General features: G+C 63.0%; 15 protein-coding genes. 10 read left to right on the top strand and 5 right to left on the bottom strand.

The window, feature by feature from the left end:
- The first annotated feature begins 342 nt into the window (after positions 1-342).
- The 7 genes from AC07ZE_RS18250 (at position 343) to AC07ZE_RS18280 (ending at position 6336) form a co-directional block, all read left to right on the top strand.
- The gene (locus AC07ZE_RS18250) at positions 343-705 is read left to right on the top strand and encodes a DUF6124 family protein (protein WP_207266066.1); all 363 of its coding nucleotides are present in this window, start codon (positions 343-345) and stop codon (positions 703-705) included.
- A gap of 257 nt (positions 706-962) precedes the next feature.
- A complete protein-coding gene (locus tag AC07ZE_RS18255) occupies positions 963-1313 on the top strand; it encodes a Zn-ribbon domain-containing OB-fold protein (protein WP_207266067.1) in 351 nt (116 codons plus the stop codon).
- Positions 1310-2455, top strand: a complete 1146-nt coding sequence (locus AC07ZE_RS18260; RefSeq protein ID WP_207266068.1) for a thiolase family protein — start codon at positions 1310-1312, stop codon at positions 2453-2455. The genes AC07ZE_RS18255 and AC07ZE_RS18260 overlap by 4 nt, the downstream gene beginning before the upstream one ends.
- Before the next feature lie 4 nt (positions 2456-2459).
- Positions 2460-3218: an SDR family NAD(P)-dependent oxidoreductase gene (locus tag AC07ZE_RS18265; protein WP_207266069.1), complete on the top strand. Its 759-nt coding sequence runs from the start codon at positions 2460-2462 to the stop codon at positions 3216-3218.
- Between the two features lie 10 nt (positions 3219-3228).
- Complete coding sequence (locus AC07ZE_RS18270; RefSeq protein WP_207266070.1) at positions 3229-4035, top strand: enoyl-CoA hydratase/isomerase family protein; 807 nt, start codon at positions 3229-3231, stop codon at positions 4033-4035.
- 17 nt (positions 4036-4052) lie between these two features.
- Positions 4053-5264 (top strand): CaiB/BaiF CoA transferase family protein, encoded by a 1212-nt coding sequence (locus AC07ZE_RS18275; RefSeq protein WP_207266071.1) that lies wholly within the window; start codon positions 4053-4055, stop codon positions 5262-5264.
- Between the two features lie 151 nt (positions 5265-5415).
- Complete coding sequence (locus AC07ZE_RS18280; protein ID WP_207266072.1) at positions 5416-6336, top strand: LysR substrate-binding domain-containing protein; 921 nt, start codon at positions 5416-5418, stop codon at positions 6334-6336.
- On the opposite strand, the gene AC07ZE_RS18285 is transcribed toward AC07ZE_RS18280, so the two are convergent.
- The 4 genes from AC07ZE_RS18285 to AC07ZE_RS18300 form a co-directional block, all read right to left on the bottom strand.
- The gene (locus tag AC07ZE_RS18285; RefSeq protein ID WP_207266073.1) at positions 6257-6850 is read right to left on the bottom strand and encodes a DinB family protein; all 594 of its coding nucleotides are present in this window, start codon (positions 6848-6850) and stop codon (positions 6257-6259) included. The genes AC07ZE_RS18280 and AC07ZE_RS18285 overlap by 80 nt on opposite strands.
- Positions 6851-7052: 202 nt before the next feature.
- Positions 7053-8156, bottom strand: a complete 1104-nt coding sequence (locus AC07ZE_RS18290; protein WP_207266074.1) for an NAD(P)/FAD-dependent oxidoreductase — start codon at positions 8154-8156, stop codon at positions 7053-7055.
- Between the two features lie 33 nt (positions 8157-8189).
- On the bottom strand, positions 8190-9503 hold the full coding sequence (locus tag AC07ZE_RS18295) for an MFS transporter (RefSeq protein WP_207266075.1): 1314 nt from the start codon (positions 9501-9503) through the stop codon (positions 8190-8192).
- Between the two features lie 222 nt (positions 9504-9725).
- Positions 9726-10514, bottom strand: coding sequence for an SDR family oxidoreductase (locus AC07ZE_RS18300; protein WP_207266076.1), 789 nt, complete (start codon positions 10512-10514; stop codon positions 9726-9728).
- Positions 10515-10674: 160 nt separating this feature from the next.
- Between AC07ZE_RS18300 and AC07ZE_RS18305 the strand changes: the two genes are divergently transcribed.
- From AC07ZE_RS18305 to AC07ZE_RS18315, 3 genes are all read left to right on the top strand, one after another.
- Positions 10675-11841: an iron-containing alcohol dehydrogenase gene (locus AC07ZE_RS18305; protein WP_207266077.1), complete on the top strand. Its 1167-nt coding sequence runs from the start codon at positions 10675-10677 to the stop codon at positions 11839-11841.
- Between the two features lie 13 nt (positions 11842-11854).
- Complete coding sequence (locus AC07ZE_RS18310; RefSeq protein ID WP_095192554.1) at positions 11855-12169, top strand: NIPSNAP family protein; 315 nt, start codon at positions 11855-11857, stop codon at positions 12167-12169.
- A 148-nt stretch (positions 12170-12317) separates the two neighbouring features.
- A complete protein-coding gene (locus tag AC07ZE_RS18315) occupies positions 12318-13295 on the top strand; it encodes a cyclase family protein (protein WP_207266078.1) in 978 nt (325 codons plus the stop codon).
- On the opposite strand, the gene AC07ZE_RS18320 is transcribed toward AC07ZE_RS18315, so the two are convergent.
- Entirely contained in the window at positions 13288-14232 is a 945-nt protein-coding gene (locus AC07ZE_RS18320) for a LysR family transcriptional regulator (RefSeq protein ID WP_207266079.1), read from the bottom strand. The genes AC07ZE_RS18315 and AC07ZE_RS18320 overlap by 8 nt on opposite strands.
- Between the last annotated feature and the right edge of the window lie 38 nt (positions 14233-14270).

The following is a 14270-nucleotide window of genomic DNA, read 5'->3' on the forward strand; positions in this document are numbered from 1 at the left end:
GTATTCACTGAAAGTCATGTGTAAGCGCTTGTTTAACGGCTGTCAGCGTTACTTCATGAAAGCTACATCGCCTTGCGTCATTGCCTACGGTTACGCCAGAATCCGCCGGCTTGTGCGCCTTGGGGCCGGGTTTTATCGTTGGCCGGTCGCTGAAAAAAACAGCGATCGGGTTTGGTAGCCCGGAGTACTGCGCATAACGCTGCTTTATGGTGGTCATGCGCAGGGCCTGTTCGCAGGCGCCGGTTCCAGTACTCCGGTCTACCAACCTGCGTATGGCCACCACCCATTCGTTTGGTAGCGAAAGGTGATGGCTTCAATTCAGCAAGTACTGGAGTTTCATCTATGTTCAAGCCCACACCCAATCCCCCAGAAACCGACCCCGCCTCCCCCTACCAAAGCCGCGATTCCAAGCAATTGCACGAAGCGGCCGAACGTGCCCTCAACCACTACCTCAATCCGGCGGCGAACATCATGGCCACGCCGCACAAACCCTCCACGATGTTCACCATCAACCCCGACATCGACACCGAAACCCTGCTGGCCCATGCCTGCGAGTCGCTGGCCTCGGCCAATGTCATGGCCAGTGATCTGGCGGGTTTTCTGGAGGGCTCGCACCGCAACACCCTGCTGGGGATTGCCCAGGTCATCATGCTCGGTGAGTTGGCGGTGAATCGGGCGCTGGATCGACTCGATCCACCTCAATAACCACCGGCCCTGTGGGAGCGAGCCTGCTCGCGAAAGCGGTGTGTCAGGCACCACTGAGTCGCCTGACATGGCCTCTTCGCGAGCAGGCTCGCTCCCACAGTGAATGCATTTCAGCTAACAGATTGCGGTGGTTTGATGGCTGATCATTTGATTTTTTCTCAACCCACCCCGGTTTTTATCTCGTTTGTCGGCCCTCCCTTCCCTGCCCGACCATGACCTCCAGCTCGCCTGCGAGCCCATAACAACAGGAGGTCATCATGAGTTCGTCCACGCCCGTCTGGGCCGCCACCACGCCGCCGAGCCTGCGCGCCTCGCGTCATCGCCGCAGCGGCGAAATCTTCTTTCCCGCCGTCACTGCCCAATCGCCCCTGAGCGCCGAGTTCGACGATGCCGTGCTCGACGCCCAAGGCCAGGTCTACAGCTTCACCGTCATGCACCCGAGCCCGAAAAGCGGCCTGCCGCCGTTCGTGCTGGCGTATGTCGACCTGCCCGGCCCGGTGCGTCTGTTCGGTCGCCTGACCGGTCGCGTCGCCATCGGCGAACCATGCCGGGTGATCGCCCACGACACCTACGGCTACATTTTCCAATCCCTGGAGGCACGTCCATGAGCCAGATGCATGTAATGGGCGGCGCGATGACCGTCTTCGGTCGTCACCCCGGCGTCATGGCGCCTGAACTGGCGCAACGGGCGATTCTCGATGCGGTGGCCGATGCCGGCCTGCAACTGGCGGACATTCAGGCGGTGTACTGCGCCAACGTGCTCGGCGGGATGATCCTCGGCCAGGTGATCCTGCGCGATCTGGGTCTGAAAGGCATCCCGGTCTACAACATTGAAAACGCCTGCGCCAGCGGCGCCACGGCGGTGCATCTGGCCCGTCATGCCTTGCTGGCCGGGCAATACGAGCGGGTGTTGGTGTTCGGCATCGAGCAACTGACTGCCCTCGGTGGCGGCATGATCCCGATGCAGCGCAACGACCGCATGACCGATCTGTACGCCACCGCCGGCATGGTGCTGCCAGCGGTCTACGCCATGCGTGGCACGCGCTTCCTCCACGAACGCGACGCTAAACCCGCCGACCTCGCCGCCGTGGCGGTGAAGAACCGTCATCACGGCTCACTCAACCCCTACGCCCAGCAGCGCAGCGAAGTGACGCTCGAAGAAGTGCTCGCCTCGCGCATGATCGCCGACCCGCTGACCCTGTTGCAGTGCTGCCCGTCACAGGTCGATGGCGCCGCCGCACTGGTGCTCGGCAACAAACCCGGCCCGCATGGCAAAGACGTGAAGGTGCTGGGTTCGATCATCGTCTCCGGCCTGCGCGAAAGCGGTGACGAGGACATCCTCGACGCGGAAATCACCGCCCGCGCCGCACGCCTGGCCTACGAGCAGGCCGGCGTCGCGCCAAGCGATATCGGCGTGGTCGAACTGCACGACGCCTTCACCATTGCCGAGCTGTTGTACTACGAAGCCCTGGGGCTGGCGGCGCCGGGCGAAGCCGTGGCCTTGCTGCACTCCGGCGCGACCTCTCTCGGTGGTCGAGTGCCGGTCAATCCGAGTGGCGGCTTGCTGGCCAAGGGGCATCCATTGGGTGCTACGGGCGTCGCGCAAATGGTCGAGCTGTTCTGGCAACTGCAAGGCCGCGCCGGCGACCGCCAAGCGGGCACCCCGCGCCTGGGCCTGGCGCAATGCACCGGCGGCGGCATCGCCGGGGTCGACCACGCGGCGTCCGCCGTGCACATCCTTGGAGTCTGAAGCCATGAACAACTTTTCTGCCGGTCAGATCGCCGTAGTGACGGGGGCTGCCCGTGGCATCGGCCTCGCCATCGCCCAGCGTCTGGCGCAACAAGGTGTGTTCGTTTATCTGCTGGACCGCGACGAACAAGCGCTGAACAACAGCGTCAAGGCACTGCAATCCGAAGACCTGAAAGTCGCCGGCATCGCCCTCGATCTCACCGAAGGTGAAGCGGTAAACGCCGCATTCACCCAGATTCGCGAGGCGCAGGGTCGACTGGACTTTCTGGTGAACAACGCCGGCGTAGTCCGCGACAAACGTTTCCTCACCATGACCGAACAGGACTGGGACCTGGTGGTGGACACCAACCTGCGGGCGCAATTTCTGTGCTGCAAGGCCGCCCTGCCACTGATGCTGGAGTACGCCTTCGGACGCATCGTCAACATGTCGTCCCGGGCCTGGCTCGGCGGTTTCGGCCAGGCCAACTATTCGGCGGCCAAGGGTGGCGTGGTCAGCCTGACCCGCAGCCTGGCCATCGAATTCGCCGCCAAGGGCATCACCGTCAACGCCATCGCGCCGGGCATCGTCGACACGCCACTGTTTCAGAGTTTCGCCCCCGAAGTGCAGACCAGGCTCAAGGACACCGTGCCGGTCAAACGCATCGGCACGCCGGACGACATCGCCAACGCCGTGGAGTTTTTCCTCGCCCCGGCCAGCAGCTACGTCACCGGGCAAACCCTGTACGTGTGCGGCGGGCGCAGCCTGTCCTCGGCCAGTGTGTGAGGGCAAGGCCATGACTGTCACTTTCGAAGCCTTTGGCGCCGTCGCGCTGATCACTCTCGACCGGCCGCAAGCGCTCAACGCCCTGGACCTGGACTCGCTGCAGGCCCTGCGCAGCCACCTGCTGCACGTGCGCGATCGTCGCGACTTGCGCGCCGCCGTGATCACCGGTAGCGGCGAACGGGCGTTCTGCGTCGGCGCCGACCTGAAGAGTACGCGGGACTCCAAGGCCTCCTACGCCGAGGCGTTGTTTTTGGCCAATGAATCGGCGGCGGACGCCGGGCTCTATATCCGCCTGATGGACCTCACCGATCTGGACCTGCACAAACCCTTGATCGCCGCGATCAACGGCCACTGTCTCGGCGGTGGCCTGGAACTGGCGTTGCAATGCGACCTGCGCATCGCAAGCTCCAGCGCCACTTTCGGCTTGCCGGAAGCGGTGGTCGGCTCGATCCCGGCGGTCAGCGGCCTGCATCGCTTGATGCGCGCCGTGCCGCCGGCCCACGCCCTGCAAATGGCCCTGACCGGGGCGCGTATCGACGCCGCGCGTGCCGAGTCCATCGGCTTGATCTCCGAGCATCTGGCTAACCGCGAAACCCTGGTGCAACGGGCGCTGGAACTGGCGCAACTGATTGCCCGCCAAGCACCGCTGGCGATCCAGGCCCTGCAAACCCTGGCCCGCAGCACCGCGCACCTGAGCGACCGCGAGGCGCAGCGCCTGACCGAGCTCTACTGGGGCGTGCTGCGCGACACCGAAGATCGCATCGAAGGCCGCCAGGCATTTGCCGAGAAACGCACGCCGCATTACACGGGCCGCTAAAGTCCGAGGAGGCGAACATGTTACGCAACGCACTGGACGGTCTGACCGTCCTCGACTTCACCCAGATCGCCGCCGGCCCCACGGCCACCATGCTGATGGCCGACATGGGCGCCAAAGTGATCAAGGTCGAACCCCCCGAAGGCGAGCTGGGCCGCACCCTGGGACCTGCCTGGGTCGGTGAAGACAGCGCGCTGTTCCACGGTTTCAACCGCGGCAAACAGGGCCTGTGCCTGGACCTGAAACACCCGGACAGCGTGGCGGTGATCAAGCGCCTGGTCTTGCAGGCCGACGTGGTCATCGAGAGCATGCGCCCCGGCGTCATGGCCCGACTCGGCCTGGGCTACGAGGCCTTGGCCGCGCTGAAACCGGACCTGATCTACTGCTCGATCTCCGCCTACGGCCAGCAAGGACCCTATGCAGATAGGGCCGGGGTCGACGGCATTTTGCAGGCCGACTCCGGGCTGATGAGCCTGATCGGCACACCAGGCTCGGCACCGTCCAAGGTGCAGGCGCCAGTGGTCGACGTGGTCACCGGCTACATGGCCTGCATGGCGGTACTGGCCAAACTGCACGCCCGAAACAACGACGGCCTCGGCGGCCACCTCGACGTCAGCCTGATGAACTCGGCCCTGGCGCTGCAACAGGCGTCGCTGGCCAGCTTCCTCTGCGACGGCAAACTGCCGACCCGCATCGGCAGCGCCGCGCCTTACTCCGCGCCCAACGAAGCCTTCGAAGCGGCGGACGGCTGGCTGATGGTCGCCGCGTACAACGGCAATCGCTGGCCAACGCTGTGCGGGGTGCTCGGGCATCCGGAATGGATCGACGATCCGCGCTTTGCCAGCTCCGCGCAGCGCGTGGTGCATCGCCAAGCCATGGGCGAGGCGCTGACCGACGTGTTCCGCACCCAACCCGTCGCCCATTGGCTGCAGGTGCTGCGCGAGGCCGACATCCTCTGCTCCAAGGTCAGCGACTACAACGACGTACTGGCTCATCCGCAAATCGCCAGCAACGGCATGCTGGTGGATCTGCATCATCCGCAGCATGGCGTGGTGCGGGTGCCGGGGTTTCCGATCAACAGTCTGGAAGCGGCGCAAACCCCTTATGCACCGGCGCCGGACAAGGGTGAGCATTCGTGTGAGGTATTGCGCGGGTTTGCGTTTTCCGAAGATGAGATCGAAACCTTGCTGGAATCCGATGCCATGCGTTGTCCAGAGAAGGCGTTGGCCTGACGGCTACCCACCTGTGGGAGCGAGCCTGCTCGCGATGGCGGAGTAACAGGCAACGCAGATGTCGACTGATCCACCGCTATCGCGAGCAGGCTCGCTCCCACAAGGTTTGGTGCTTTACTGAAGAGATTCTGCAACCCACGAGAATCTTTCAATGAACCGCAACGACCTGCGCCGCGTGGACATGAACCTCTTGGTAATTTTCGAAACCCTGATGTTCGAAAAAAACCTGACCCGAGCCGGGGAGAAGCTGTTCCTTGGCCAGCCTGCCGTCAGTGCAGCCCTGGCGCGGTTGCGGGATTTGTTCGATGACCCGCTGCTGGTGCGCAACGGCCGGGTGCTGGAGCCGACCCAGCGGGCGCTGATGATTCTCAAGGAATTGCAGCCGGCGATGGACACCATTTCCGGTGCGGTCAGCCGGGCCAAGGATTTCGACCCGTCCACCAGCCGCGATGTGTTTCGCATCGGTTTGTCCGATGACGCCGAGTTCGGCCTGTTCCCGCCCTTGCTCAAGCAACTGCGCGAAGAGGCGCAGAACGTGGTGATCGTGGTGCGGCGGGTGAATTTCCTGTTGATGTCGCCGATGCTCGCCTCCGGTGAAATTTCCGTGGGGATCAGTTACACCACTGAATTGCCGGCCAATGCCAAGCGCAAGAAGCTGCGGGATTTGAGCGTGAAGATCCTTCGCGGCGATAACCGGCCCGGCCCCCTGACCCTGGACGAATATTGCAAACGCCCCCACGCCCTGGTGTCGTTTTCCGGGGATTTGACCGGGGCGATCGACACTGACCTGGCCCGCATCGGCCGATCGCGCCGGGTGGTGCTGGCGGTGCCGCAATTCGCCGGTCTGCGCGCCTTGCTCGCCGGCACCGATATGCTCGCCACGGTGCCGGATTACGCGGCCGCTGCGCTGATCGAAGGCAGCAGTCAGTTGCGTGCCGACGACGCGCCTTTCGAAATCAACCTGTCCGAACTGTCCATGGTCTGGAACGGCGTCAACGATAACGATCCGGCAGAACGTTGGTTGCGCTCGCGAATTGCGCAGCACATGTCGGTTCCACTGCCGGGGCATTGAGCGAGTTGAAGTTCGGGTCGGTCTCGCGCAGGTAGACCGGCAGGTCGGTCATGGGCGGCATGGCCGGGATTTCGAAGTACATCTGGATGATCCAGCCCCGGTGATAGCTGGCGTGGTTGACCACGTGCATCAGCATCGCGCCGGCGCTCATGGTGCCGCTCTCGCCGGAAATGAAGGTGAACCGCACGGGCCTGTCCAGCGAGGCATCGGTTTGCCGCGCGCTCCAGTCGCAGTACCAGTGATCAACGTCCTGTTGTGCCTGGCGCAAGGCCGCTAGCTCGGGGTACACAAGATCGTGGGAAGTGGTGAAGCCGTGCCCTCGGCCTTCCAGGTGGGCTTGCCAGAGACAGTCCACCACATAGATGTGGTTGAGCGTGCCGATCATGTTCTTGAAGATCCCGGCGCGTTCCTTTTCGACTTCGCCCGGCGGCAATTGCGCCAGGTTGTCGAACAGACGCTGGTTGGCCCATAGTTTGTAATCGGCGAGCAGGCGGGCAGTGCGTACGTTGATCATCAGATATCTCCGATGGCGATAAGCGCATCTTCCAAGGATAGCGCTATCCACGCGCCGTTGCGCGGGTGCTGATTATCGGTCATCCCTCCAAACTGCACCTATACCTGTGGGAGCGAGCCTGCTCGCGAAGAGAGAGTGTCAGTCACCCTTGCTGAATCTGATACACCGCTTTGGCGAGCAGGCTCGCTCCCACAGGGGGGGGTTATGCAAGTTGGTTGATTACGCGCTCGGCCAGCGCCAGGCAACTGGTCAGGCCCGGGGATTCGATGCCGAACAGATTGACCAATCCCGGCAGCCCATGTTCACTCGGGCCGCTGATTCGAAAGTCGGCGGCGGGTTCGTTTGGCTCGCTGATTTTCGGGCGGATGCCGCTATAGGCCGGTTGCAGGCTGTGATCCGGCAGGCCCGGCCAGTAACGGCGGATCGCTTGGTAGAAGCCGTCGGCCCGGGCTGGATCCACGCGGTAATCGACCGTATCGACCCATTCCACGTCCGGCCCGAAACGTGCCTGGCCGCCCAGATCGAGGGTCATGTGTACGCCCAGCCCGGCGCTTTCCGGCGCCGGGTACACCAGATGACGGAACGGTGCCCGGCCGCTGAAACTGAAATAGCTGCCTTTGCACAATCGCGCCTTCGGCACATGGTGCGCAGGCAGACCGGCGATGCGGCTCGCCACCTCGGGCGCGGACAGCCCCGCGCAATTGATCAACTCGCGACAGCTCAAGGTCATGGGCTCGGCGCCACCCATTTGCAACTCAAAACCTTGCCCGGTACAACGGGCCGACAGTAAAGGCGTATGGAAGACCAGCGACGCGCCATGGGCCTCGGCATCGCCCTGCAACGCCAGCATCAGCCCATGGGAATCGACGATCCCGGTGGATGGCGACCACAACGCGCCAACGCAAGACAACGCCGGTTCAAGCGCCCGCGCCTGTGCGGCGTCCAGCCATTGCAGGTCATCGACGCCATTGCGACGCCCCTGTTCCAGCAATCGTTGCAGGGTTGCGAGCTGTGTGTCATCGGTGGCGACGATCAACTTGCCCAGACGCTGATGACTGACGCCACGCTCATCGCAGTAGGCGTACAGGCGTTGCCTGCCCTCCACGCACAACCGCGCTTTGAGGCTGCCTTCGGGGTAGTAGATGCCAGCGTGGATCACTTCGGAATTGCGCGAACTGATGCCCGTGCCGATACCTTCGCCGGACTCGACCAGAATCACCTCGCGCCCGCTCATGGCCAGGGCCCTGGCCACCGCCAGCCCGACCACCCCGGCGCCGACCACCACGGTGTCGATATCGACGCTCATCGGCGACTTACCCCTATCAAAGCAATTTCCCCATCAAACCAGTCCCCGCTCCCGGTAATCGATCAGGCTGGAGAATATCGCCAGCAGCATGGCCATGACCACGAAGAAGATCAGCACCAGGAAATACGAACCGGTGAACTGCACGATCAAACCGATCAGGATCGGCACAATCACCCCGGCCATGTTGCCGCAGAAGTTCATGGTGCCGGCCAGTACGCCGGTTTTCGAAGTGCCGCCAAGGATCGATGGAATGCACCAGTACATGCCGCACCAGCGAATGAAAAACATCGCCACGCACAGCAGGCCGATGGCCTGGCTCGCCTCGGAAGCATAAGCCGTCCCGAGCATGCACAGCGCCGCCACCAGCGCCGAACCGCTGAACATGCTGCGCATTACCAGGTTGGGCGAGGCGCCGCTGGACTTCCATTTATCCCCCAGGTACCCGCCGACCAGTTCGCCGACGAAGCCGCACATGAAGATCAGGAAGGTCGCGCCACCCATACCGGAAATGTTCAGGCCGTGGGTTTGGTGCAGGTAGCTGGGCATCCAGGTCAACAGGCCATAGAACACGCTGAGGATGCAGCAATACCCGGCGAACATCGCCAGCACAGAACGGTCCTTGAGCAGTTCCTTGAAGGGGATGCTGGTGACCGCGCCAGGCTGGCTGACCGCTGCGTTACCCGCGGTGATGTGTGCCAGTTCGGCGGCGTTGACGCCAGGGTGTTCACTGGGGTGATTGCGGATGTATTTCCAGGCCAGCACGCCGGCGAGCATGGTGCCGACGCCGGCAATCACGAAGGCGATGCGCCACGAGTCGAACCAGCCGATCAGCCCGGCAATGATGATCGCGCCGAAGGCGCTGCCCAGGGGGGCACCGCCGTCCACCAGCACCGCGCCGCGTCCGCGTTCGTTGGGGGTCAGCCAGGCACCGTTGAGCTTGGCCCCGGCAGGCATGATCGGCGACTCGGCAACGCCCAGGCCCATTCGGGTGATCATCAGGGTGATCCAGTTATGCGCGCCGGCCGCCAAGGCCTGGAACGCCCCCCAGGCTACGGTCGCGACGACGATTACCCGGCGGGTATGAAAGCGATCGAGTAGCATGCCACCGGGGATTTGCATCAAGGCGTAGGACCAGAAAAACGCGCTGAGCATCAGGCCTTCAAGAGCCGGCGGGATCTGGAACTCAGCGGAGATCAGCGGCAACGCCACCGACAGCGAGGCGCGGTCGATGTAGTTGATCGCGGTCAGCAGCAACATGATGAGGAAGATTCGCCAGCGCACGTTGGTGGGACGCATTGTCGCGGTCGCGGCTGGCAATACCAGGCTTTCGGCACTCGGATTGTTCATGTGGGGCGCTCTTGTTGTTGTGGAGACGAGCTGCCTGATGCCTATCGGTCAAGGTTCTGAACACCACAATCCCCTGTGGGAGCCAGCCGGCTGGCTCCCACAGTTTTTTGCGTCTTGACCGACTGACATGAGGCAAGCGGCCCCACTCTAATCACACCCCCGAGTGCTGGATAATGATGGGATCTGATAGGGGGATCACCAACGGTCATCCCCCCAAATCGATCAGAAGGTCCCGGGATAGCTGCCACCATCGAGCAACAGGTTCTGCCCGGTGAGGAAGCCGGACTGCGCACCGCAGATGAACGCGCAATACGCACCAAATTCGTCAGGCTGGCCGAAGCGCTGGGCCGGGACATGTTTGCGCCGCTGCTCGGCGATGCTCTCAACGCTGGTGCCATTGGCCTGGGCGGCGGCGTCGAGGGTTTTGTGCAGGCGTTCGGTCTCGAACGGCCCCGGCAGCAGGTTGTTGACCGTGACGTTGTTCCCCGCCAACCGCGCCTGACGTGCCAGCCCGGCGATGAAACCGGTGAGGCCGCTGCGCGCGCCGTTGGACAGGCCAAGCACATCGATCGGCGCCTTCACCGCGCCGGACGTGATGTTGACGATGCGCCCGAAACCGCGCTCGGCCATGCCATCGACGCAGGCCTTGATCAACTCGATAGGCGTGAGCATGTTGGCGTCCAGCGCCTTGAGCCAGTCTTCGCGCTGCCAATCACGGAAGTCGCCGGGGGGCGGGCCGCCGGCGTTGTTGACCAGGATGTCCACCTGCGGACACGCCGCCAGCACCTGGGCGCGCACCGCAGGTTCACTGATGTCCCCGGCCACGGTGCGCACCTCGATGGTCGGCGCCAATTGGCGCAACTCCACGGCAGCCGCCTGCAGCGTTTCCTCGCCACGGGCATTGATCACCAGGTTCACGCCCTCCTTCGCCAACGCCCGCGCACAGGCCAGGCCCAAGCCCTTGCTGGCGGCACAGACAATCGCCCACCGCCCCGAAATACCCAAATCCATGACCACGCTCCTGACTGTTGGAAGCGCTCACGTTACCACTGCCTACCCGCTGTCCGGGGGATGACAAAGGGTGATCGCTTGATCAGGCCTTTTCATTATCGGCCGCGCGCGACGCTAATTACTGTTCCGGGACGAACAAGACCAAGAACCGGAGTAACCGATGAACCCCTTCCAGTTTTACTTTCCCACGACCTTGAAAAGCGGCAACGGCCTGGTGCGCCAGGCCGGTGCGCTGCTTAAACCGCATGTTCGAAAAAAACTGCTGGTGGTCACCGACCAAGGGTTGATGGCGTCGGGCGTGATGGCACCTTTTTTTGCTTCGCTGGCTGACAGCGAGATTGCCTACGAAGTGTTTGACGGCGTCGAACCCAACCCTACGACCGACGTGCTGGAACGCGCCGTGGCGTTCCTGAAAAACCACGAGTGCGATTCGGTGATCGGTGTCGGTGGCGGCAGCAGCATCGACACCGCCAAGGGTGTCGCGGCCATGGCCACCAACCCCGGCAACATCCTCGACTACGAGGGCTATGACAAACTGCTGAACCCGCCGCTGCCGATCTTCGCCATCCCGACCACCTCGGGCACCGGCAGCGAATGCACCGCGTCCACGGTGTTCACCAACACCCAGACCCTGTTCAAGACCGTGATCATCAGCCCGGCGCTGTTTCCGAAACTGGCGATTCTCGACGCCGAACTGACCCTCAAGCTGCCGCCATCCATCACCGCGGCCACCGGCATGGACGCCCTGACCCATGCCATCGAATCCTACGTCTCCAAGCAGGCCAACCCGATCAGCCAGGCCCTGGCCCTGCAAGCGATCAAGATGATCTGCACCTACCTGCCCAAAGCGTTCTTCACCGGTTCCGACCTGCACGCCCGGGAGCAGATGCTGCTCGCCTCGTTCCTCGCCGGGGTCGCCTTCGCACAATCCAAACTGGGTAATGTGCACGCGATCTCCCACACCTTCGGCGGCGTGTTCAACATCCCCCATGGCATCGCCAACGCGACGCTGCTGCCCTACGTCATCGAATACAACCTGCCGGCCTGCCCTGAACGGTTTTGCGAGATTGCCCTGGCCATGGGCGAGAACGTCGACGGCCTCAGCCCTGCCCGCGCCGGGTACAAAGTAGTGGAACACGTGATGGCGCTGAACAAGGCCATCGGCATCCCTGACAACATCAAGGACCTGGGCGTGGACCTGGACTACATGCCGCAAATGGTCAGCGACTCGATGCGCAGCGGCAACGTGTTGGTCAACCCTCGCCTGACCACCGCCGCCGACGTCGAGCGAATCATCAGCAACGCCTTCCACGGCACTCATTCCTGAAGAGAAGCCTCCCATGTTCTACGAAATGCGCACCTACACGATCCAGATCGGAAAAATGCAGACCTACCTCAAGCACTTCGAGGAAAACGGCCTGCCGGTGATCTCCCGCTACACCACGCTGGTGGGTTGGTGGTACACCGAAATCGGTGAGTTGAACCAGGTGATCCACATCTGGGCCTACGAGAGCCTGGACGAGCGCATCAAGAAACGCGCCGCCCTGTACCAGGACCCGGACTGGCTCGAAGGCTTTGTGCCGATCGCGTTCCCGATGCTGGAAAAGATGGAATCGAAGCTGTTGATGCCGGCGGCGTTTTCGCCGATCAAATAATTCCGCAATCAGCACAAATCCCTATGGGAGCGAGCCTGCTCGCGGAAGCGGTGTGCCAGGTTCATCAATGGTGACTGACACGCCCTCTTCGCGAGCAGGCTCGCTCCCACAGGGACCGAGTCAGACGCTCAAACCAAGGACAGATCCCATGTGCGACCACAATAACAACACCGTCGACCGCTCTCCCGACATCAAGGCCTTGCTCGAAGGCCTGCCCACCAACTGGGGAAAATGGGGGCCTGAGGATGAAGTTGGCGCCCTGAACTACCTGCAAAGCGCGGAAATCCTGCGGGGTATCGCTGCGGTGCGCCAGGGCAAGACCTTTACCCTGCAAGTGCAGATCGGTCACCCCAAGGGCGAACCCTTGTGGCCCGGGCGACGGCCGTCGATGCGGGTCAACGTGTTGGACAAGGGGCACTTCCTGGCCGGCAAGACGCACTTTGACGGCCATGTGGAATACGCCGACGACGTAATCTTCATGCACCTGCAAGGCTCGACCCAATACGACGCGCTGGGCCATGTCTGGCACGACAACAAACTGTGGAACGGCTACGACGCCATGAGCACCATCGGCGGCATGGACAAGGCCAGCATCCTGCCGATTGCCGAGCGCGGCATCGTCGGCCGTGCGGTGTTGATCGACATGGCCCGCCATCGCGGCAAAACCGTGCTGGACAAGGGCGAGACCTTCAATCACCACGACCTGCTGGCTGCCGCCAACGCCCAGGGTATCGAGATCCACAAGCGTGACATCCTGATCATCCGCACTGGCTGGATCGGCTCGTTCTATGAGCGCGAGCCGGAAGAGTTCTACAAGGATTTCGCCGAGCCGGGCCTGACCTTCAGCCGCGAACTGGTGGAGTGGTTTCACCAGATGGAGATCCCCAACCTGGTCACCGACACCATGGCCAACGAAGTGGCGGTCGACCCCGCTTCGGGTGTGTTGATCCCGCTGCACAACGCTTTGATGCGCAACCTCGGCGTGACTTTCACCGAAGTGGCGATGCTCGATGACCTGGCCAACGACTGCGCCGAAGACGGTCAGTGGCAGTTCCTTTACACCGCCGCGCCGCTGAAGATCGTCGGCGGCACGGGCGCACCGGTGAACCCGATCGTGATCAAGTAACCATCAACCGTTGCAGTTCGTCGATCAGCAGGGTCGCTGCCGGAGGCAAGTCGGTGCCGGCCCGGCTGATCGCGCCGTAGGGCTCGATCAGCGCGCGCATCGACAAGGGCAGCGTCACCAGCAAATCGAACTGCGCACAGAAGCCGGCGACTTCCGCCGGGATCACCGCCAGCAAAGTCGGGTCCTGCTGCACCAGCAGAATGGTGGCGAAAATCGACGAGGTCTCCAGCGGATAACGCGGAATATCCAGCCCCGCCTCCTCCAGTTCGCGCTCCAGGGCCTGGCGCATCGGCATGTCCTTGGGGTAAACCACCCAGCGGTAATCGCTCAATTGCGCCAACTGTAACGAGGTGGCACCGGCCAGTGGATGGTCCTTGCTGGCCACCACTGCCAAAGGTTCTTCGCTCAACTCGATGCAGGCATAGGCGTCCGAACGCTGGCCGACACTGGTACGACAAATGGCCAGGTCCAGCCGTCCCTGATCCAGCAGCCCGAGCAGGTTGGCGCTGGTGTTTTCCACCACTTCGATGGCCAGTTGCGGTTGCTTGAGGCGCAGTTCGGTCAAGGCCCGGGTGAGCAATGGCACCGCGCCCATGATCACCCCCACCGACAGCCGCCCACCCTGCCCGCGCAGGATGCTCAGCATGTCCTCGCGCAAGTGTTCGACGTCGCTGTAGATCAGCCGCGCGTAACGGATCATGCAACGCCCCATTTCGTTGGCCACCAGGCCTTGGGGCTGACGCTCGAACAGCGGCATGCCAAGCAGCGACTCGACTTCATGCAGCGCCTTGGTAGCGCCGGACTGGGAGATGGAAATCTGTTCGGCCGCCTTGTGCAGCGAACCGCGTTCATCCAGCGCAATCAGCAAGCGCAGTTGTTTGAGGCGCAGGCGTGCGGCGATGCTGCCCAGCGAGGGAAACCGGGTGGTCTGGTTCAAAGTGCGTATCCGTCAAAACCCGCGGCGGCAAAGACCGG

Source organism: Pseudomonas sp. GW101-3H06, assembly GCF_059424605.1.